Origin of the sequence: Paracoccus everestensis (assembly GCF_021491915.1) — a bacterium.
Taxonomy (GTDB): domain Bacteria; phylum Pseudomonadota; class Alphaproteobacteria; order Rhodobacterales; family Rhodobacteraceae; genus Paracoccus; species Paracoccus everestensis.
Genome location: NZ_CP090836.1, coordinates 468,540 through 486,492, shown reverse-complemented (window position 1 = coordinate 486,492; position 17,953 = coordinate 468,540). Strand labels below are relative to the sequence as shown.

Below are 17,953 nucleotides of genomic sequence, written 5' to 3'. Positions count from 1 at the left end.
GATCATCCCGCCCTATGTGGACCAGATCATGGGCAACTTTTATCGCAATGGCATCCGCGACCGCTGGTTCGGCGGCTGGAACCGCACGATGGAGATGCAGGTCATCACGGCACGCGACTATGTCAGGCTCGATCCCCAGTCCCGCATCTGCAACATGGAGCAGCGCAGCTCACTCGCGCAGCCGCCAGCCGGTCGCGAAGATCCAGCGGATCGCCGCGCAGCAGGCCACGATCATCACGGTGACCGCGACCAGAGACACGCCGACCGGCACGTCGGCAAGGCCGAAAAACGACCAGCGAAAGCCCGACACAAGGTACAGGACCGGATTCAGCTTGGCCACGCCTTCCCAGAATGGCGGCAGCATATCCGACGAATAGAACGCGCCGCCCAGAAAAACCAAGGGCGTGATCACCATCATCGGCACGATCTGCAACTGCTCGAAGTTCTTCGCCCATAGGCCGATGATGAAGCCCAGCAGGCTGAATCCGGTGGCGGTCAGGATCAGGAAGGCCAGCATCCAGAACGGGTGCAGGATATGGACGCCCACGAAGAAGAAGCTGGTCACCAGGATCACAAGGGCGATCAGCACGGCCTTGGTGGCGGCCGCCCCCACAAAGCCCAGCGTCACCTCGATCCAGCCCACCGGGGACACCAGGTATTCATAGATCGTGCCGCTGAACTTCGGGAAATAGATGCCGAAGCTGGCATTGCTGACCGATTGCTGCAGGATCGTCAGCATCATCAGGCCGGGCACGATGAAGGCGCCGTATTCCACGCCCTCGACCGACTGGATGCGCCCGCCGATGGCCGCGCCGAAGACCACGAAATACAGCACCGTGGACACGACCGGCGACAGCATCGACTGCATGACGGTGCGGAAAAAGCGCGTCATCTCGTGATGGAAGATCGCCCAGACGCCGGGCCAGTTGACGCCGCTCATGCCGTTACCTCCTGACGCGGTTCGCTGACCAGCGTCATGAACACTTCTTCAAGGCTGGATTGCCGGGTGGATACGTCGCGCACCATGATCCCCTGTCCCGCCAGATCGCCCAGCAGATGCGCGATGCCGGTGCGTTCGGCCCGGGTGTCGTATTCATAGGCCAGCGACCGCCCGTCCGCAGACAGGCGCAATCCCCGGTCCGCCAGCGTATCGGGGATGGCGGCCAGGGGTTCTATCAACTCGACCGTCAGGGTCTTCTTGCCGAACTCGCCCATCAGATCCGCCGTAGGCTTGAGCAGCAGCAGCTGGCCGCGGTTGATGACGCCGATGCGGTCGGCCATTTCCTCGGCTTCCTCCAGGTAATGCGTGGTCAGGATGATCGTCACGCCATCGCGCCGCAACTGGTCCACGACCTCCCACATCTCGCGGCGCAGGGTCACGTCCACCCCCGCCGTGGGTTCGTCCAGGAACAGCACCTTGGGCCGGTGCGACAAGGCCTTGGCGATCAGCACCCGCCGCTTCATGCCGCCCGACAGCTCGCGGGTCTTGGCATCGCGCTTGTCCCACAGGGCCAGGCTGCGCAGCACCTGTTCGATATAGGCGTCGTCCGGGCCTTCGCCATAAAGGCCGCGCGTGAAGCGGACCGCGTTCAGGACCGTCTCGAAGGGTTCAAGGGCGATTTCCTGGGGAACAAGGCCGATCAGCTTGCGCGCGCCGCGCCAGTCCGTGCGGATGTCGTGGCCACCCACGCGAACCGTGCCGCCCGTGGGCACCACCAGCCCGCAGATGATGGAAATCAGCGTGGTCTTGCCCGCCCCGTTCGGACCCAGAAGGGCGATGATCTCGCCCTCGTGGATGTCCAGGGTGACATCGCTCAGCGCCTTGGTGCCGCTGCCGTATTGCTTGGACAAATGGTCGATCTGGATGATCGCGGTCATTCGGAAATCCTTTTCACCTGCACCGCCGGAGCCTGGCGCCGCAGCATTGCGATCAGCGCCACCGCCAGCACGACAAAACCTGTGGCACCCGTCAGGAAGGCCCCCGGATAACCCAGATGGGCGACCAGCGGCGTCGACGCCAGGGGCGACAGGAACTGCCCCAGGAAAATGGCCGAGGTGATCAGCCCCGACACCAGCCCCCGATACCGCGCGGGTGCGGCGTTCAACGCCGTTGTAATAAAGGTCGGCATACAGAACCCCAGTCCCGCCCCGATCAGCGCCGCCCCCGCCATCGCCATCCCCAGCCCCTGCGCCAGGGCAATCGCCGCAAAGCCCCCGGCCAATCCCAGATAGCCTGCGACAGGCGTGGCGATCCGCCCCAGCCGGACCAGGCCCGAGACAACCGACATGACGGCGGCCGAGGCCATCATCGCCCCCATCACCACGCCCGCGTGGCGCGGATCCGTTAGCCCGATCCCTTGCAGGTGATAGGGCAGTTGCGTGGGCACCGCATAGAAGATGACAAAGGTCAGCCCCGCCGCCCCCGACATGACGGTGGCCACCATCCGCCAGCCGGGATCGGCGGGCAATTCGTGACGGGCCACAGGACCGCGACCTCCGGCAGCACGGGGCGGTTCAGGCAGAATCCGCCACAACAGCGGGAACAGCGGCACCGCCAGCCCATAGATCGCAAAGGGCAGCCGCGCGTCGATGGCGGCCAGGGCGCCAGCGGTCGTGACAAAGATCAGGCCGCCCAGATTGGTCGCGGCCATCTGGTATCCCACCAGCCGCCCGCGCGCCGGGCCGTCGAAGTAATCACCGATCAACGCGGCCTGCGCTGTCATGATTAGCGCGACCCCCAGGCCAAGCGCCAGGCGGCTGGCCAGGATCGTCTCCAGCGTGGGCAGATAAAGCCCAGCGGTGCCGGCAATGGCATAGATGACCAGCCCCCACAGCAGCGGGCGGCGGCGTCCCAGCCGGTCGGTCAGCACCCCCGCCAAGGGCGCCACGACCGCGACCAGCAGCGACGGCGCGGTGATCAGCAGCCGGGTGATGGTGGGGGCCAGCGGATCGTCGGCAAAGGCGGCTTCCAGCCCCGGCAGGGAGGGGGTGATCGTGGCGTTCGACATCACCGTCAGCGTCGCAGCCAGCATCAGCCCCCAGCTTCGCGGGTCGACCAGCAGTCGATCCATCAGCCGTCATCCCGGGGGTCATAGGGGCGGGCATGGCGCGCATGGGCCAGGGCCTCGACCCACCAATCCAGCCGATGGGCAAAGACGGCCATCGCGGCCTCGGCCGCGGCTGCGGCATCGGGGTCGGTCATGTGGCCCAGTTCGTCGAACCGCCGCCAAGGCGAGGCAAAGCTGACCGTGTCGCGCAGCGTCACCGTATGCAGTTCCGCCAGGATGATGCGCAGTGCCTCCAACGCGCGTAATCCGCCCGACAGGCCGCCATAGCCGATCAGCCCCACGGGGCGCGCCCACCATTCGGCGGTGACGCTGTCGATCAGCGTTTTCAGATGCCCCGGTTCGGCATGGTTGTATTCGGGGGTGACGATGACAAAGCCGTCAAGGTTCGCCATCTGGCCGCGCAGCCGCTGAATTGCGGCTTCGTCGCCCAGTTGCACGGGCAGCAGGTCGGGGTCGGCCGGGTCGATGGTCCGCGTGGCAAAGCCGTGCCCTTCCAGCTGGCGGATCACCCAGAATGCCACGCGGTCGTTGATCCGGCCTTCGCGGATCGACCCCAGGATCACCCCGATGCATTTGCGTTCCGTCATTCCCGCTCCTTGCGCGCTGTGTCAGGGCCTTCGGGTCTTAAGACAATCGTCCCCGGCCAAGGACAAGGCGAAAGTGCCGGTCCCCGTTCCAATGATCCCCCGAAGCCCCGCCACCGTCCTGCCCCGCCCCCGGACAAGAGGCCCGCATTCTCCGCGATCCGGAAAGCCGCCTCCGTGCCGTCCCGTGGCAGCCCTGCCTAGGGTTCCCGGCGACGGGCGGTGCGCAAGAACCTTCGATCCACGACCCACATGGCCACGGCGATCACCCCGCCGATGACGACGGGCGCGGCGAACAGCACGCCGATCGAATAGCGGATGTCCCCGCCCTGCTGTGACAGGGTCGATCGCGCCAGAACGATCAAAAGACCGCCAAAGGCCAGTTGCACGGCGGCCATGATCAACAGCCAGGCACCCCGGGATCGGGCAGGCAGCACCGCCGCCATCCCGCCATTGAAGATCGCCAGGCCCAGCCCCAGGACAACGACGAACATCAACTCTGACGTCGCAAGCTGGCCCAGGGCGACATCCGTCATGCACCCGATCCCGAATGAGAACCGTTCCTTGCCGCCAGCAGGCTGTCGTCCAGGATATCCAAGGCCTCCTCGAACACCGCGTCCGGGATCGTCAGCGGTGCAAGGAAACGGACCACGTTGCCGTATACGCCGCAGGTCAACAGGATCAGGCCGCGCTTCAACGCTTCTTCCCGGACCTTGTTGGTGAAATCGGGGCTGGGGCTGTCGCTGCCGGGCAGGTTGAATTCGACCGCGTTCATGAAGCCGGGGCCGCGGATGTCGGCGATCTGCGGGATCTGGTCGCGCGCCGCAGCCAGCCGCTGCTTCAACCGCTGGCCCAGGCGGGTGGCGCGGTCGCAAAGCCCTTCTTCCTCGATCACGTCCAGAACGGCATGGGCTGCGGCCACGCCCAGCGGATTGCCCGCATAGGTGCCGCCCAGGCCACCGGGATTGGGGCTGTCCATCACCTCGGCCCGGCCGGTGACGGCACTGATCGGCAAGCCGCCGCCAAGCCCCTTGGCCATGGCGGTCAGGTCGGCCGCGACCCCGTGATGTTCCATCGCGAACAGCTTGCCGGTGCGGGCGAATCCGGTCTGCACCTCGTCCGCGATCAGCAGCATCCCGTGATGGTCACACAGCGCGCGCAGTTCGGCCATGAAGCCGGGCGGCACCTCGTAGAACCCACCCTCGCCCTGAACAGGTTCCACGATGATGGCCGCCACGCGGGCCGGTTCCAGATCGGCCTTGAACAGCTGCTGCAGGGATTTCAGCGCGTCTTCCTTGCTGACGCCGTGCAGGGGATTGGGGAACGGCAGGTGCCAGACATCGGGCATCATCGGTCCGAAGCCCGCCTTGTAGGGCTGGACCTTGCCGGTCAATGCCATGCCCATGAAGGTCCGCCCGTGAAAACCGCCTGCGAAACTGACAATGCCGGGCCGCCCGGTATAATGGCGGGCGATCTTGATGGCGTTTTCCACCGCCTCGGCCCCCGTCGTGGCGAAGATCGTCTTCTTGTCGAAATCGCCGGGAACCAAAGCGTTCAAACGCTCGGCCAGCGAGACGTAGTTTTCATACGGCACGACCTGGTGGCAGGTATGGGTGAAGCGGTCCAGTTGCGCCTTCACGGCCTCGACGACCTTCGGATGGCGGTGGCCGGTGTTCACGACCGCGATGCCCGCCGCAAAGTCGATATAGCGGTTGCCGTCGCGGTCCCAGATTTCGGCATTCTCGGCCCGTTCGGCATAGATCTGCGTGGTCATGCCCACGCCACGGGAAATGGCGGCGTCCTTGCGGTCGGTCATGGTCGTCATCGGAATCGCTCCCTTGCGGATTTGGCGGATGCTAGCGCAGCCCATCCCCGCCGAACAGGCCCGCCCTTGCACAGCCCGGCCTGCCGAGCGATGCTTGGCCGCGAACACCCCCGAGGATCGCATGACCATCATCCGCACCCTTGCCGCGCTTGCAACCGTTGCCGCCCTGGCGGCTTGCCAGGATACAGGCGAAAGGTCCGTGGCCATGCTGAAGCCCGGCAACAGCTTCACCGTGGCCCGCATCGACGGCGCCCCCGCACCGGCCGGCGTCACGCTGGATGTGGGCGAGGGCGGGCGCGTCACGGGCCGGGCGCCCTGCAACCGCTACAGCGCGCAGTTGACCGAAAGCGGCGGCGCCATGACCCTCGGCGGGACAGTGATGACCCGCATGGCCTGCGCCGAGCCTGATCGCATGATGGCCGAAACGCGGTTCGGAATGGCCTTGGGTTCCGTCACCGCCGCGCGGCGGGCATTGGGGGGCATCGCCCTAGTCGACCCCGAGGGGCGCGAACGCATCGGCCTGATTTCCGCAGCCGGGCAATAGGCCGGTGTTCCCGATCCGGGACCATAACCCGTCCGACCAGCGTCCCTGGGTCACCTATGGCCTGATCGCCGCCAATATCGCGATGTATCTGCTGACCCTGCCTGTGGTGCAGGGCGGGGAATGGCTGTGGGTGCGGCTGGCGCTGTATCCGCTGGCGGTGATCCAGGGGGAACTGCTGTGGGGCCTGCTGACCCATATGTTCCTGCATGGCGGGATCATGCATATCGCGGGCAACCTGCTGTTCCTGTATGTTTTTGGCGATAACCTGGAAGAACAGATGGGCCGGCTGGGATTCTTGGCCTTTTACCTGGCCGCCGGACTGGCGGCGGCGGCGGCCCAGATTGCGGCGGATCCGCTTTCGCCCATTCCCATGGTGGGCGCATCCGGCGCCATCGCGGGCGTCATGGGCGGATATCTTCTGCTGTTTCCGCGCGCGCGGGTCGATATCGTCGCAATCTTCATCATCTTCTTCAAGATATTCACCCTGCCTGCCTGGATCGTGCTGGGCGTCTGGCTGGCGATCCAGATCTTCGGCGGCTACACCACGCCCGGCGACGGGGGCGGGGTTGCATACTGGGCGCACGCGGGCGGGTTCCTGGCGGGCGTCGTGCTGGCCTTGCCGCGGTTCCTGTGGCTGGGCGGGCGGGCCTTCTGGGCGCGCACCCACGGCCATCCCCCGCATCCCGAGGTGGTCTATGCCGCGACCCGCATCCCGCGCGTCGGTCGCTAGGGCCTGACCCCGACGCTCATGTGCCGCTTGCGGCCAAAGCCGGGGCGGCGTTCGACGTGAAAGCCCGCCTGCGCCAACGCGCGCCGCACCGCGCCCGCGGCGGTATAGGTGGCAAAGGTTCCGCCCGGCGCCGTGCAGCGCCCGACATGGGCCATGATGTCGTCCCCCCACATCTGCGGGTTCTTGGCGGGGGAAAAGCCGTCCAGGAACCAGGCATCCGCCCGGCCGTCCCAGACAGGCAGCGTCTGCGCCACATCGCCGATCACCAGATGCAGCGTGACCTGGCCCAGGCGGATCCTGTCGTTCCCCCAGCCTGCCCGAAGCTGCGCCGCCAGCCCTGCCAGGTCCGGGAAGGCGGCATGGGCCTGTTCAAGCTGTGCCAGGCTCATCGGCCAGGCCTCGAAACTGGTCATCACCACCGGGTCGGTGGCAACCTGCGCCAGGGCCAGGCAATTCAAGCCGGTGCCAAAGCCCAGTTCCGCCACATGAAACCCCCGTCGCAGCCGCGCGGGCAGGCCGTTGCCCGCTAGAAAGACGTGCCGGGTTTCCGCCAGCCCCCCCGCAAGGCTGAAATAGGGATCGTCGAAGCGGGTGGACACCGGCACGCCGCCCTCCTGCCAGTCAAGCTGCGGGTGGCGGGCGGGATCGGCATCGGGTAACGCATTCATGGGGGCAGCTAGGGGAAAGAGCCAGGTCTTGACAAGCGTGACGATCATCGGCGGCGGAATCTTCGGGCTTGCCTGCGCCTGGGAATTGGTCCAGCGCGGCGCCCGCGTCCGCGTGATCGAGGCCGAACGGATCGGTGCCGGATCGTCCGGCGGCCATGTCGGCGCGCTTGCCCCCCATGCGCCGGACAACTGGAACCCCAAGAAGGCCTTTCAACTGGACAGCCTGCTGATGGCCCCCGGCTTCTGGGCGGGGGTCGAGAATGCGTCGGGCCTGCCCAGCGGATATGCCCGCACCGGACGGCTTCAACCCCTGGCCGACACAGCCGCCGCCGAACGCCTCGGCGACCGCATCGCTGCTGCGGAGAACCGCTGGCCGGAAGGCTGCGCCATGCACCTGACCGACCGGCACCAGTGCGATCTGATGCCCCGCAGCCCGTCCGGCCACTGGCTGTTCGACGGCCTGACTGCCCGCCTGTCTCCCCGCGCGGCGGGCGTGGCGCTTGCCGCCGCCATCCACAACCGGGGCGGAGAAATCGTCGAGGGCCAGCAGCCCGGCCCCTTGTCCGGCCCGGTTCTCTGGGCGACTGGCACGGCGGGGCTGACGGACCTGTCCCGCGACCTGGGCCGTCCCATCGGCAAGGGCGTCAAGGGTCAGTCGGCGCTGCTGCGATATGCCGCCCCCGACGCCCCGCAGGTCTTTGCCGACGGTCTGCATATCGTTCCCCATGCGGACGGAACGGTTGCGGTCGGCTCGACCTCGGAAAACGACTACGGCCATCTGGACACTGACGATCAGATCGACGCCCTGATCGCCAAGGCGCGCGCCATTTGCCCCAATCTTCAAGACGCGCCGGTGATTGACCGCTGGGCCGGTGCCCGCCCCCGCGCCCGGACCCGTGCGCCGATCCTGGGACCATGGCCCGGTCGCCCGGGCCATTTTGTGGCCAATGGCGGTTTCAAGATCGGCTTCGGCATGGCGCCCAAGGTGGCGCAGGTGATGGCAGACCTGATCCTGGACGGCCATGACGCCATCCCCGACGGCTTCCGCCTCACCTGATTTGCCTTGGTCCAAATATCCCGGGGTCCGGGGCAGCGCTCCGGCCTTCGCCTGCCGTCAGGCAGGCAAGGGCGACACCCCGATCACCAGCGGATGCAGGTGCAGCAGCGCGGCCCAGATCAGCACCGCAAGCGCCAGCCGCCTCCAAGTCATCCGGAACGCGTCAGGCAGCCCCGACCGCGCAATGCCGGACAGCGCAAAGATGCCCATCCCGCCAAAGAAGATCGCATGGGCCACATCGCCATTGGCGACCAGATGCGCGCCTGCCCACAGGGCAAAGGCCACCACCAGCCCCGACATGCCGACCGACAGCGTCCCGATCAGGATTGCCACCGGCATGGCGATGTTGACCAGCCAGCGGCTCCAGCCCGGCTGGTCCCACAGATGGACATAGGGCGCCCGTCCCGCCGCCACGATCAGCCAGTACAGCAGCCCGATCGACAGCAGGCTGAAGGCCGCCAGGTATCCCCGCCGCCCCAGTGTTGCGATCAGCCAGCCGCGCGGCCCGGGCAGCGCCGGGATCATGTGCGCGCCCAGGAAACAGGCCCAGGCGGCCCCGTATTCGATCCATCCGGTCATGCCTCCATCTAGCCGCTTGCAGAGGGCAGCGCCAGCGGGTGAAACTGCGACCAAAAGGACGCGCCCCATGACCACTCGCCTTGACCATGCCTTCCAGGCCATCGATGCCGCCAATGCCCGGGATCCGAACCTGGACGAGGGCAAGCCCGCCAACCTGCTTTACGGCCAGCGGATGACGGAACAGCAGCAGCACCTGTTCCCCCAGGCATCGGACGCGCTGCGCATCGCTTGCCGGGGCCAGCATATCGAACGCTGGCTTTTGCCGCGCAGCGCCTATCCGATGGACCGGGCGGGCTATCTGCAATGGCGCCAGGAACAGGGCCGCCGCCATGCGGACCGCATCGCAGGCATCATGGCCGATGCGGGCTACGAAGAAAACGACATCGAGCAGGCCCGCAAGATGCTGACCAAGCAGGGCCTCAAGCGCGACACCGAGGTTCAGGCCCTGGAGGACGTGATCTGCTTTACCTTCATCCGCTGGTATCTGGGCGATTTCATGGCCGAGCAGTCCGACGAAAAGCTGCCGCGCATCATCGAAAAGACGGCCGCCAAGATGTCTGCGGAAAACCGGGTCCGGGCCTTGGAGGAGTTTCCGATGCCCGAGGCCCTTGCCCGGCATTTCCGCCCATGATGCGCGCCGTCATCGTATCCCATGGCCAGCCCGGCGATCCTGGTCCGCAGCAGCAGGCCATCGAGGATCTGGCGGCCCGCGTCGCCGCCTGCGGTCCAGGCTGCCCCGTCGCGGGGGCCACGCTTGCCATGCCCGGCGCGCTTGCGGCGGTGGCCCAGGGTGACAACCTGATCTATCCGATGTTCATGGCCGAAGGCTGGTTCACTCGGACGGAACTGCCCCGGCGGCTGGCCCAGGCGGGTGCAGACGGGGCGCGGGTGCTGCGCCCCTTCGGCACCGACCCCGCCCTGCCCGGCCTTATCGTGGCCCAAGCCCATGCCGCCGCATCGGCGCAAGGCTGGACGCCGCAGGATACGACCTTGCTGCTGGCCGCGCATGGTTCCCAGCGGTCGCAGGCGTCCTTCGCCATCACCACCGCACTGGCCGAAAGCATCGCCCCGCATTTCGCGCGCGTGGTCACGGGCTTTGTCGAACAGGAACCCTTCCTTGCCGATGCTGCAAGGGGGCTGGACCGCGCGGTCAGCCTGCCCTTTTTCGCGCTGCGGGCGGAACACGTCCTGGACGACCTGCCAACGGCCCTGGATCAGGCGGGCTTTACCGGACCGCGCCTGGATCCCATCGGCCTTGCGCCCGAGGTGCCCGCGCTGATCGCCGCCAGCATCCGCGCCGCCCTATGACGGCTTGGCGTAATAGGCATAGCCCGCGACCTCGGAAAAGCCCAGCCGGTCCCAGGTTGCCCGCGCACCCGCATTGGCACGGCTGACGGCCAGCCCGACCCGCGTGGCGCCCCCGTCCCCGGCCCAGAACGCCGCCTGCCGCATCATCCAGCCTGCAAGGCCACGGCGGCGGAAGGGGGGCAGCACCTCGACCGCGTGAACCATCGCCACATCCGCATGGATCGCGGCAAAGGCGGCACCCGCCGCACGGTCGTCGATGCGGCCCAGGATGGCGGTCTTTGGCCCGGTCACGCGGTCCATGACGGCCTGCCGCGACGGAACGATGTTGCCTGCCGACCAAAGGTCACGCTGAATCGCCAAGGGCGGCCAGACCGCGAAGGTCGTCAGGTACGGGATCGCCTGGTCTGTCAGTGCGGCGACCTGCGCCTGCATGATCGCGGTGGGCGTTTCCGCCCGGTATCCGGCAGCAGTCAGGGCGTCGATCAGGGCGCGATCCGTGTCGAGCACGCGAAACATCGGCTGCTGGTTCCAGGCGCGGTGAACCGCCTCGGCCGCCGGAATATCGTCCGGCACCCATGCCCCCGCCGCCCGTGCCGAACTGACCCGCCCGCCCGCGCCAAACCCGCGCCCGACGCGGAAACCGCCTGCATCCGCGTATTCGGCGGCGGGCCAGGTCTCTTCGAACGCCCGGGCCAGAAGGGCATCCATCACAGCGACAGCCGTTCTTTCAGCGCCGCCATCGCCTGGGCCACGCGCCCGGCATCAAGGCCGCGTACCACCAGGTTCGTGCCCCAGCCGGTCCCATCCTGGAAGGGATAGGATCCCAGCGACAGGTCGGGATATTCGCCCGCCACCGCGCGCAGCCCCTCGGCCACCTCGCTTTCGCCGCGCCGAACCTCGACGCTTTGCGACTGGACGGGGCGGCCCGCGGACAGGCGGGGGATCAACCAATCGACCATGCCGCGGAACACCTCGGGGACACCGGCCATGACATGGGTGTTGCCGATGGAAAACCCCGGCGCGGCCGATACGGCGTTGTCGATCAGGGTTGCACCCACTGGGATCCGGGCCATGCGCAGGCGGTTTTCCGTCAGCTCGTATCCCATCCGGTCGCAGCGGGCCTGCAGCAAGGCGCGCGCCCGGAGATCGATCTCGACCGTGGTGCCATGGGCGTCGGCCACGGCATCGGCGGTGATGTCGTCATGGGTCGGCCCGATGCCGCCGCTGGTGAACAGCAGGTCGTAATCGCCGCCCAGGCTGCCGTCCAGAGCGCGGATGGCTGCCACGATCCGGTCGTGATCGTCGGCCACCACGCGGATTTCGCGCAGATCGAAGCCCGTCGCGGACAGCACCTGCGCCAGGTGATGCGCGTTCCCTTCGCGCGTGCGGCCTGACAGGATCTCGTCCCCGATCACCAGGATCGCCGCCGTCGGATTGTCGGATTGCATCGTTCCGCCCCCTGAAACCTGTGCTGTCCCGCATCTATGCGCACGCGCGGGGCTGGAACAAGGGACCATCCGGGTCTATCTATGCGGCCAGACGAAAGGATCACCCATGGATCAAAGCCACATCACCAAGGAAGGCATCCGCATCCACGCGCGCGAGGACTTTGCGGGCATGCACAAGGCCGGGGCCGTGGCGTCGCAGATCCTGGACGAGGTCGGGCCGCTGGTCCAGCCGGGCGTCACCACCGGCGCGCTTGACGATTTCATTACCCGCCGGGTGCAGGAACTGGGCGTGACATCGGCCACCATCGGCTATCGCGGTTATGAACACGCAAGCTGCATCAGCGTGAACCATGTGGTCTGCCACGGCATCCCGGGCGACAAGGTTCTGGCCAATGGCGACATCCTGAACATCGACGTGACGGTGATCGTCGATGGCTGGTATGGCGATACAAGCCGGATGTATGTGGCAGGCCGCGCCCCGATCAAGGCGCGCCGGCTGATCCAGGTCACCCATGACGCGCTGATGAAGGGGATCGAGGCGGTGCGCCCCGGCGCCACCTTTGGCGATATCGGCGCAGCGATCCAGACCTATGCCGAAGGGCATGGAATGTCGGTCGTGCGCGATTTCTGCGGCCACGGGCTGGGCCGGGTGTTCCATGCGCCGCCCAATGTGCTGCATTTCGGCCGGTCGGGCAAAGGCCCGATGCTGGAAGAAGGGATGTTCTTCACCATCGAGCCGATGATCAACCTGGGCCGCCCCGAAACCAAGGTCCTAGCCGACGACTGGACCGCCGTGACCCGCGACAAGTCGCTGTCGGCGCAGTTCGAGCACGCCATCGGCGTGACAGCACACGGCTGCGAGATTTTCACCGGGTCGGACAAGTTCTTCCCCAGCCTGGACTGATCAGGCCGGATCCGGCCTGACTCGCATCACCGCGCAATACAGCGCGGGCACGAAGACCAGCGTGATCAGCGTGCCGGCGATGATTCCCCCCATCATTGAAAATGCCATCGGTCCCCAGAACACCTGGCGCGATATCGGGATCAGCGCCAGCGATGCCGCAGCCGCCGTCAGCAGGATCGGGCGGGCACGGCTGTCGGATGCCTCGAACACGGCCTGCCAGGGGCTGCGGCCCTTGTGCAGCAGTTCTTGGATCTCGTGGACTAGGATGACCGAGTTGCGGATCAGGATGCCGATCAGCGCCAGGATGCCCAGGATCGCGACAAAGCCCATCGGCACGCCAAAGGGCACCAGCACCGCGACCACGCCGATCAGGCCCAAGGGCGCGGCGGCGAAGACGATCAGCGACAGCCGGAAGCTTTGCATCTGCGCCATGACCAGCAGCGCCATGATCAGCAGCATGACCGGCACAACGGCGGCGATGGGTTCCTGGCTGTCGCCCGAGGTCTCGACCGTGCCGCCCACGGTGATGGTCACATCCGGCGGCAGGCTGGCCTGAAACTCGGCCACCGACGGGGCGAGGGCGTTTACCAGGGTGGCGGGCTGGTCCTTGGTGGAAACGGCAGCCTTGACGGTCACGGTCGGCAATCCGTTGCGCTGCGCGATCAGCGGCTGTTCGGTCGCATATTCCAGCGACACGATAGAGGACAAGGGCACGCTCTGGCCCGTGGCCAGCACCAGTTGCAGATTGCGGATCGAGTCGATGGAACTGCGGTCGCCAGCCTCGCCCCGCCCGACGACATCGATCAGGAAGATGTCGTCGCGCAGTTGCGTCACGACCTTGCCGGAAAACAGCGCCGACAGCGTGTCCGATACCTCTTGACTGGTGACACCCAACCGGCGGGCCTGATCCTGGTCGATTTCCACCCGCACCACGCGCGCGGGTTCGTTCCAGTCCATCGAGATGTCGCGCAGCCGTGGTTCCCGGGCCACTACGGCGGCCAGATTGCGCGCAGCGTCGCGGGCGACATCGGCATCGGGCGCGCTGACGCGGTATTGCACGGGCTTGCCGACCGGCGGGCCGATTTCCAGGTTCTTCACATAGATGTCGACGCCCGCAAAGTCGCGCGCCGCCCTGTCCATCAGCAGCGCCTTCAGACGGTCCCGCGCGGCCAAGTCAGGGGTCTGGATCACGATCTGGCCCATATAGGGACCGGGCGTGGGGACATCCATTGCCAGCACGAAGCGCGGCGCCCCGCTGCCCACATAGGATGTCCAGAACAGCACGTCGTCATTGTCCGCCAGAACCGCTTCCAGCCGGTCCATGTCGGCACGCGTCCTGGCGATCGAGGTGTTCTGGCGTTCGACGATATCGACCAGAACCTCGGTCCGGTCGGATGTGGGGAAGAACTGCTGTTCGACGAACCGCATCCCCCAGACCGAAACCGCGAACAGCGCCAGCGTGACCGCAATCACGACCCACTTGAATCGCATCGACCACAGCAGCAGGCCATGGAACCGGCGGCGCAGCCAGCCGGGTTTCGGTTCGTGATGGGCCGCATAGGTGCGCAGGAAGGTCACGCCCAGCAGCGGCGCGAACAGCACCGCCACGATCCAGGACACCACCAGCGACACGGCGATCACCACGAACAGCGAGAATGTGAACTCCCCCGCAGCCGAGTTGTTCAGCCCGATGGGAATGAAACCCGCCACCGTGACCAGCGTGCCAGTCAGCATCGGAAAGGCAATCGAGGTCCAGGCGTAACTGGCAGCCGATTCCAGCGACTCGCCTATCTCCAGGCGCGAGATCATTGTCTCGATGGCGATCATCGCGTCATCGACCAGAAGCCCAAGCGCAATGATCAGCGCACCCAGAGAGATGCGTTGCAAGGTGATCCCATACAGATCCAGGATCACAAAGGTGATCGCCAGCACCAGGGGAATGGTCAGGGTCACGACAAAGCCCGCGCGAAAGCCCAGGCTGATGAAGCTGACGACCAGCACGATCAGCACGGCCTCGGCCAGGGCGGTGACGAAATGGCCAACGGCCTTGTCCACGACATGGGGCTGATCGGCAAACTTTGCCATCTCGATCCCGACCGGCAGGTCGGCTGCAACGCGGGTCATCAGCGCATCCAGGTCACGCCCGAATTCCAGGATGTTTTCACCTTCGCGCATCCCCACCTGCAAGCCGATGGCGGGCTTGCCGTTATAGCGGAACAGCGATTGCGGCGGATCCTGATAGCCGCGCGTCACGGTTGCCACATCGCCCAGGTTGAAGAAGCGTTCACCCACCCGCAGGTTGACGGCGGCAATGGCCTCGGCGTCGTCGAATTGTCCGCCCACGCGGACCAGCACCTGTTCCGGCCCGGCCTGGACCACGCCGGACGGGGCAATGGCGTTCTGCTGTGCCAGGGTCGCCACGACCTGCTGCTGGTTCAGCCCAAGCGCTGCGAGCCGTGCGGCCGAGAACTCCAGATAAATCTGCTCGGCCTGCTCGCCCAGCAATTCGGTCTTGCCTGCAGCGTCAAGCGCCGCCACCTGCTTGCGGATGCGTTCAACCCGGTCGCGCAATTCGCGCGGGCTGTATCCGTCGGCGGTGAAGGCATAGATATTGCCGTAAACATCCCCGAAATCGTCGTTGAACTGGAAGCCCGCGAATTCCTGCGGAAAATCCGGCCGGATGTCGGACATCATCTGGCGCACGCGCTTCCAGATTTCAGGCACCTGGGGTCCGCGCGTGGTTGGCAGCAGTTCCAGATAGACCACCGCCTGACCCGGCATGGTGACGGACCGGGTGAAATACCGCTCGTCCAGTTCTTCCAGCTTTGTCTCGATCCGGGTCGTGACCTGGGTCAAGGTCTCGTCCACGGTGGCGCCGGGCAGGGCTGCGCTGATCACCATGATCTTGATGGTGAAGTTCGGATCTTCCTCTCGGCCCAGATTGTTATAGCTGATGGTCCCTGCCAGCAGCGAGACGATCAACAGGAACCACACGAAGCTGCGGTGGTTCAGGGCCCAGTCGGACAGGTTGAATCGCGTCAAGGCTGGACCCTTTCGCCCACGGGCTGATCGTCGGCCAGGGAATGGACGCCCCGGATCACGACCTCGTCCCCAGGGGCCAATCCCTTGCCGATCAGGACGCGGCCCTGAAAGGCACCGCTGGGGGCGACAGGAACCGCCTGGACCTGCGCGTCCTGGCCCTTGCGCAGCACGCGCCAGACATGAGGCACGCCGTCGCGCTGAAAGATCGCCGTCCCGGACAGCATCAGGGCGGGTTCGCTGGCAGTGCCCAGACGGGCGCGGACCAGGGAACCCAGGCGAAACGGCGCGTCCGTTGGCAAGGTCAGGTAAAGCCTGCGTGTGCGGGTCGCCATATCGGCAATCGGGTCGATCCGGTCCAGCACGGCCCGCACCTGCCGATCCGGGTCGGTGCGCTGCCACAGCGTGAAGACCGCATCAGGGGGCAGGCCGGCAAGCGCCGACTCGGGCAGGTCGATCACCGCTTCGCGCTGATCTTCGGCAGACAGCTGCAGGACGGGCGTCCCCGCACCCAGCACGCTGCCGGGGGCTTCGTAGATTGCGCTGACCACCCCGGAAAAGGGCGCGGTCATGCGGGCGTAGCCCTGGGAATCGCGGGCCTGCACAAGGGCGGACCGGGCCTGTTGGGCACCAGCCTCGGCCGCGGCGGCGGCGCGTTGGGCTTGTTCCAGTTGCGCGGCACTGGCAACGTTGCGGGCCGCCAGGGCTTCGGTCCGTTCCAGGGTCAGGCGAGCGGTGTCGCGCTGAACCTCGGCCGCGGCCAGGGCGGCTTCGGCGGCGCGGGTGGTGGCGGCCAGATCCTCGGCCGCGAGATTCGCCAAGACATCGCCCCGTTCCACCCGGTCGCCCAGATCGACGGGGCGCGACACCATCCGGCCAAGCGTCTGGAACGCCATCGTCACCTGCGTGCGCGAACCCACGACGCCGGGGATCCAGCGGGCGTCGTGGCCCCGGTCCTCCACGATCTCGGACACGACGGGGCGTATGGGAACCGCAACCTCGACAGGGGACCCGAAGTCCATCCATCCTGGCAGGCTCAACGCGTGAACGGGCGCGGCCATCGCCAGGGCGGCCAGCACGGCGATCAGGCGCGTCACGGCAAGACCTCGGCCTGCCGGACCTGCCTTCCGGAATAAAGCAGTTGCGAGCCTGCGCCCACCACCACGTCCCCCGCCGCGATTCCGCCGGACAGGTAAACCACGCCATTGGTGAATTGCCCGATCGTCACGGGCACAAGGCTGACGCGGTTGTCGGCACCCACGCGCCACACGGCGGGATGGTCGCCGTCGCGCATCAGCGCCGTCCAAGGCACCGCGATGCCGCGATCGACCGCGATATCCACCCGCCCGCGCACCGCCGCGCCCAGCAGGGCGGTATCGGCCGTTGCATCGTTGATCTTGACGCGCATCGTCACCGCGCCCGTGGCCGGGTCCACCAAGGGAGAGATCTCGGTCACCCTGCCCTGCATCTGGGGCCGGTCGATGTCGATGGTGTCCAGCCGGACAGGGCTGTTCATGGCGCTGTCCAGCCGGGGATGGTCGGGGGCATTGAACACGGCCTCCAGCCCCTCCAGCGTGGCCAGGGTCAGCACGGCCTGGGCGGCGCCGACGATCTGGCCCGGCGCCATGTCGCGGGCTGTGACGACCGCATCCTGGGGCGCGCGCAGGACCGTGTCGCTCACCGCGCGGCGGGCCTGTTCCAGCGTGCTTTCGGCGCGTTCGACAGCCCCCTGCGATTCGGACAGGGCACGCAAGGCATCGTCACGCGCGGCCCTGGTGCCGACGCCCCGCGCCAGCAACGCATCGGCGCGCTCACTGGCCTGGCGGGCCTGAGACAGGCCCGCGCGGGCGGCGTTCATCCCGGCCTCGGCCACGCGCAGGGCCTGGTCTTGCTGGACCGAATCCAGCCGCGCCAGTTCCTGGCCGCGGGTCACGTGGTCGCCCTTGTCCACCGACACGCCTGTTACGCGCCCGGCCTGGCGAAAGCTCATCTGCACGCTGTCGGTCGCGGCGATGCTGCCGGACAGTTGCAGGTCGATCTCGACCGGTTGTTCCTGGGCCGCGACCAGTTCGACACGCAGCAGGCCATCCTGCGCAAGTGCCGGGAATCCCGGCAATCCCGCAACGAACAACCAGGCCAGCCCCCGAATGCGCATGATGATGTCCCGTCGAAATGACGCATATCTGCGTCACAATCCGG

The 17,953-nt window shown here is 66.9% G+C and carries 19 protein-coding genes; 6 read left to right on the top strand and 13 right to left on the bottom strand.

All coding sequences use genetic code 11. The annotated features are described in order from the left end of the window. Positions 1-169: 169 nt before the first annotated feature. The 6 genes from LZ585_RS02430 to LZ585_RS02405 all read right to left on the bottom strand — a co-directional run bounded on the left by LZ585_RS02430 (position 170) and on the right by LZ585_RS02405 (position 5,477). Complete coding sequence (locus tag LZ585_RS02430; RefSeq protein WP_234854873.1) at positions 170-940, bottom strand: ABC transporter permease; 771 nt, start codon at positions 938-940, stop codon at positions 170-172. Then, the gene (locus tag LZ585_RS02425; protein WP_234854872.1) at positions 937-1,878 is read right to left on the bottom strand and encodes an ABC transporter ATP-binding protein; all 942 of its coding nucleotides are present in this window, start codon (positions 1,876-1,878) and stop codon (positions 937-939) included. The genes LZ585_RS02430 and LZ585_RS02425 overlap by 4 nt, the downstream gene beginning before the upstream one ends. Next, positions 1,875-3,071, bottom strand: coding sequence for an MFS transporter (locus LZ585_RS02420; RefSeq protein ID WP_234854871.1), 1,197 nt, complete (start codon positions 3,069-3,071; stop codon positions 1,875-1,877). Before LZ585_RS02420 ends, LZ585_RS02425 begins: the two co-directional genes overlap by 4 nt. Beyond that, positions 3,071-3,655 carry an NADPH-dependent FMN reductase gene (locus LZ585_RS02415; protein ID WP_234854870.1) on the bottom strand — a complete coding sequence of 195 codons (585 nt, stop codon included), beginning with the start codon at positions 3,653-3,655 and terminating at the stop codon, positions 3,071-3,073. The genes LZ585_RS02420 and LZ585_RS02415 overlap by 1 nt, the downstream gene beginning before the upstream one ends. Positions 3,656-3,852: 197 nt before the next feature. Beyond that, positions 3,853-4,188, bottom strand: a complete 336-nt coding sequence (locus LZ585_RS02410; RefSeq protein WP_234854869.1) for a hypothetical protein — start codon at positions 4,186-4,188, stop codon at positions 3,853-3,855. After that, on the bottom strand, positions 4,185-5,477 hold the full coding sequence (locus tag LZ585_RS02405; RefSeq protein WP_234854868.1) for a 4-aminobutyrate--2-oxoglutarate transaminase: 1,293 nt from the start codon (positions 5,475-5,477) through the stop codon (positions 4,185-4,187). The genes LZ585_RS02410 and LZ585_RS02405 overlap by 4 nt, the downstream gene beginning before the upstream one ends. A 121-nt stretch (positions 5,478-5,598) precedes the next feature. On the opposite strand from LZ585_RS02405, the gene LZ585_RS02400 reads away from it, so the two are divergent. Next, complete coding sequence (locus LZ585_RS02400) at positions 5,599-6,021, top strand: META domain-containing protein (RefSeq protein ID WP_234854867.1); 423 nt, start codon at positions 5,599-5,601, stop codon at positions 6,019-6,021. A gap of 4 nt (positions 6,022-6,025) precedes the next feature. Beyond that, positions 6,026-6,751 (top strand): rhomboid family intramembrane serine protease, encoded by a 726-nt coding sequence (locus tag LZ585_RS02395; protein ID WP_234854866.1) that lies wholly within the window; start codon positions 6,026-6,028, stop codon positions 6,749-6,751. On the opposite strand, the gene mnmD is transcribed toward LZ585_RS02395, so the two are convergent. Continuing rightward, positions 6,748-7,419 (bottom strand): tRNA (5-methylaminomethyl-2-thiouridine)(34)-methyltransferase MnmD, encoded by a 672-nt coding sequence (gene mnmD, locus LZ585_RS02390; RefSeq protein WP_234854865.1) that lies wholly within the window; start codon positions 7,417-7,419, stop codon positions 6,748-6,750. The two genes, LZ585_RS02395 and mnmD, sit on opposite strands and share 4 nt — an antisense overlap. Between mnmD and LZ585_RS02385 the strand changes: the two genes are divergently transcribed. Next, on the top strand, positions 7,418-8,476 hold the full coding sequence (locus tag LZ585_RS02385) for an NAD(P)/FAD-dependent oxidoreductase (protein ID WP_234854864.1): 1,059 nt from the start codon (positions 7,418-7,420) through the stop codon (positions 8,474-8,476). The two genes, mnmD and LZ585_RS02385, sit on opposite strands and share 2 nt — an antisense overlap. A 57-nt stretch (positions 8,477-8,533) precedes the next feature. Here LZ585_RS02385 and LZ585_RS02380 read toward each other — a convergent pair whose 3' ends face one another. Beyond that, a complete protein-coding gene (locus LZ585_RS02380) occupies positions 8,534-9,055 on the bottom strand; it encodes an NnrU family protein (RefSeq protein ID WP_234854863.1) in 522 nt (173 codons plus the stop codon). A gap of 67 nt (positions 9,056-9,122) precedes the next feature. Here LZ585_RS02380 and LZ585_RS02375 point away from each other — a divergent pair, with 67 nt between their 5' ends. Together LZ585_RS02375 and LZ585_RS02370 are read left to right on the top strand one after the other, a co-directional pair. Continuing rightward, positions 9,123-9,686, top strand: coding sequence for a DUF4202 domain-containing protein (locus tag LZ585_RS02375; RefSeq protein WP_234854862.1), 564 nt, complete (start codon positions 9,123-9,125; stop codon positions 9,684-9,686). Beyond that, positions 9,683-10,363 carry a sirohydrochlorin chelatase gene (locus LZ585_RS02370; protein ID WP_234854861.1) on the top strand — a complete coding sequence of 227 codons (681 nt, stop codon included), beginning with the start codon at positions 9,683-9,685 and terminating at the stop codon, positions 10,361-10,363. Before LZ585_RS02375 ends, LZ585_RS02370 begins: the two co-directional genes overlap by 4 nt. Here the strand turns inward: LZ585_RS02370 and LZ585_RS02365 are convergent. Together LZ585_RS02365 and LZ585_RS02360 are read right to left on the bottom strand one after the other, a co-directional pair. Beyond that, positions 10,358-11,071 carry a GNAT family N-acetyltransferase gene (locus LZ585_RS02365; protein WP_234854860.1) on the bottom strand — a complete coding sequence of 238 codons (714 nt, stop codon included), beginning with the start codon at positions 11,069-11,071 and terminating at the stop codon, positions 10,358-10,360. The genes LZ585_RS02370 and LZ585_RS02365 overlap by 6 nt on opposite strands. Beyond that, positions 11,071-11,811, bottom strand: coding sequence for a competence/damage-inducible protein A (locus tag LZ585_RS02360; RefSeq protein WP_234854859.1), 741 nt, complete (start codon positions 11,809-11,811; stop codon positions 11,071-11,073). The genes LZ585_RS02365 and LZ585_RS02360 overlap by 1 nt, the downstream gene beginning before the upstream one ends. Before the next feature lie 106 nt (positions 11,812-11,917). Between LZ585_RS02360 and map the strand changes: the two genes are divergently transcribed. Next, positions 11,918-12,715, top strand: a complete 798-nt coding sequence (gene map, locus LZ585_RS02355) for a type I methionyl aminopeptidase (protein ID WP_234854858.1) — start codon at positions 11,918-11,920, stop codon at positions 12,713-12,715. Here the strand turns inward: map and LZ585_RS02350 are convergent, their stop codons facing one another. From LZ585_RS02350 to LZ585_RS02340, 3 genes are read right to left on the bottom strand one after another with little or no spacing between them, the layout of a single operon-like run. After that, positions 12,716-15,757, bottom strand: a complete 3,042-nt coding sequence (locus LZ585_RS02350; protein ID WP_234854857.1) for an efflux RND transporter permease subunit — start codon at positions 15,755-15,757, stop codon at positions 12,716-12,718. Continuing rightward, entirely contained in the window at positions 15,754-16,851 is a 1,098-nt protein-coding gene (locus LZ585_RS02345) for an efflux RND transporter periplasmic adaptor subunit (protein WP_234854856.1), read from the bottom strand. Before LZ585_RS02345 ends, LZ585_RS02350 begins: the two co-directional genes overlap by 4 nt. After that, on the bottom strand, positions 16,848-17,909 hold the full coding sequence (locus tag LZ585_RS02340) for an efflux RND transporter periplasmic adaptor subunit (RefSeq protein ID WP_234854855.1): 1,062 nt from the start codon (positions 17,907-17,909) through the stop codon (positions 16,848-16,850). The genes LZ585_RS02345 and LZ585_RS02340 overlap by 4 nt, the downstream gene beginning before the upstream one ends. Between the last annotated feature and the right edge of the window lie 44 nt (positions 17,910-17,953).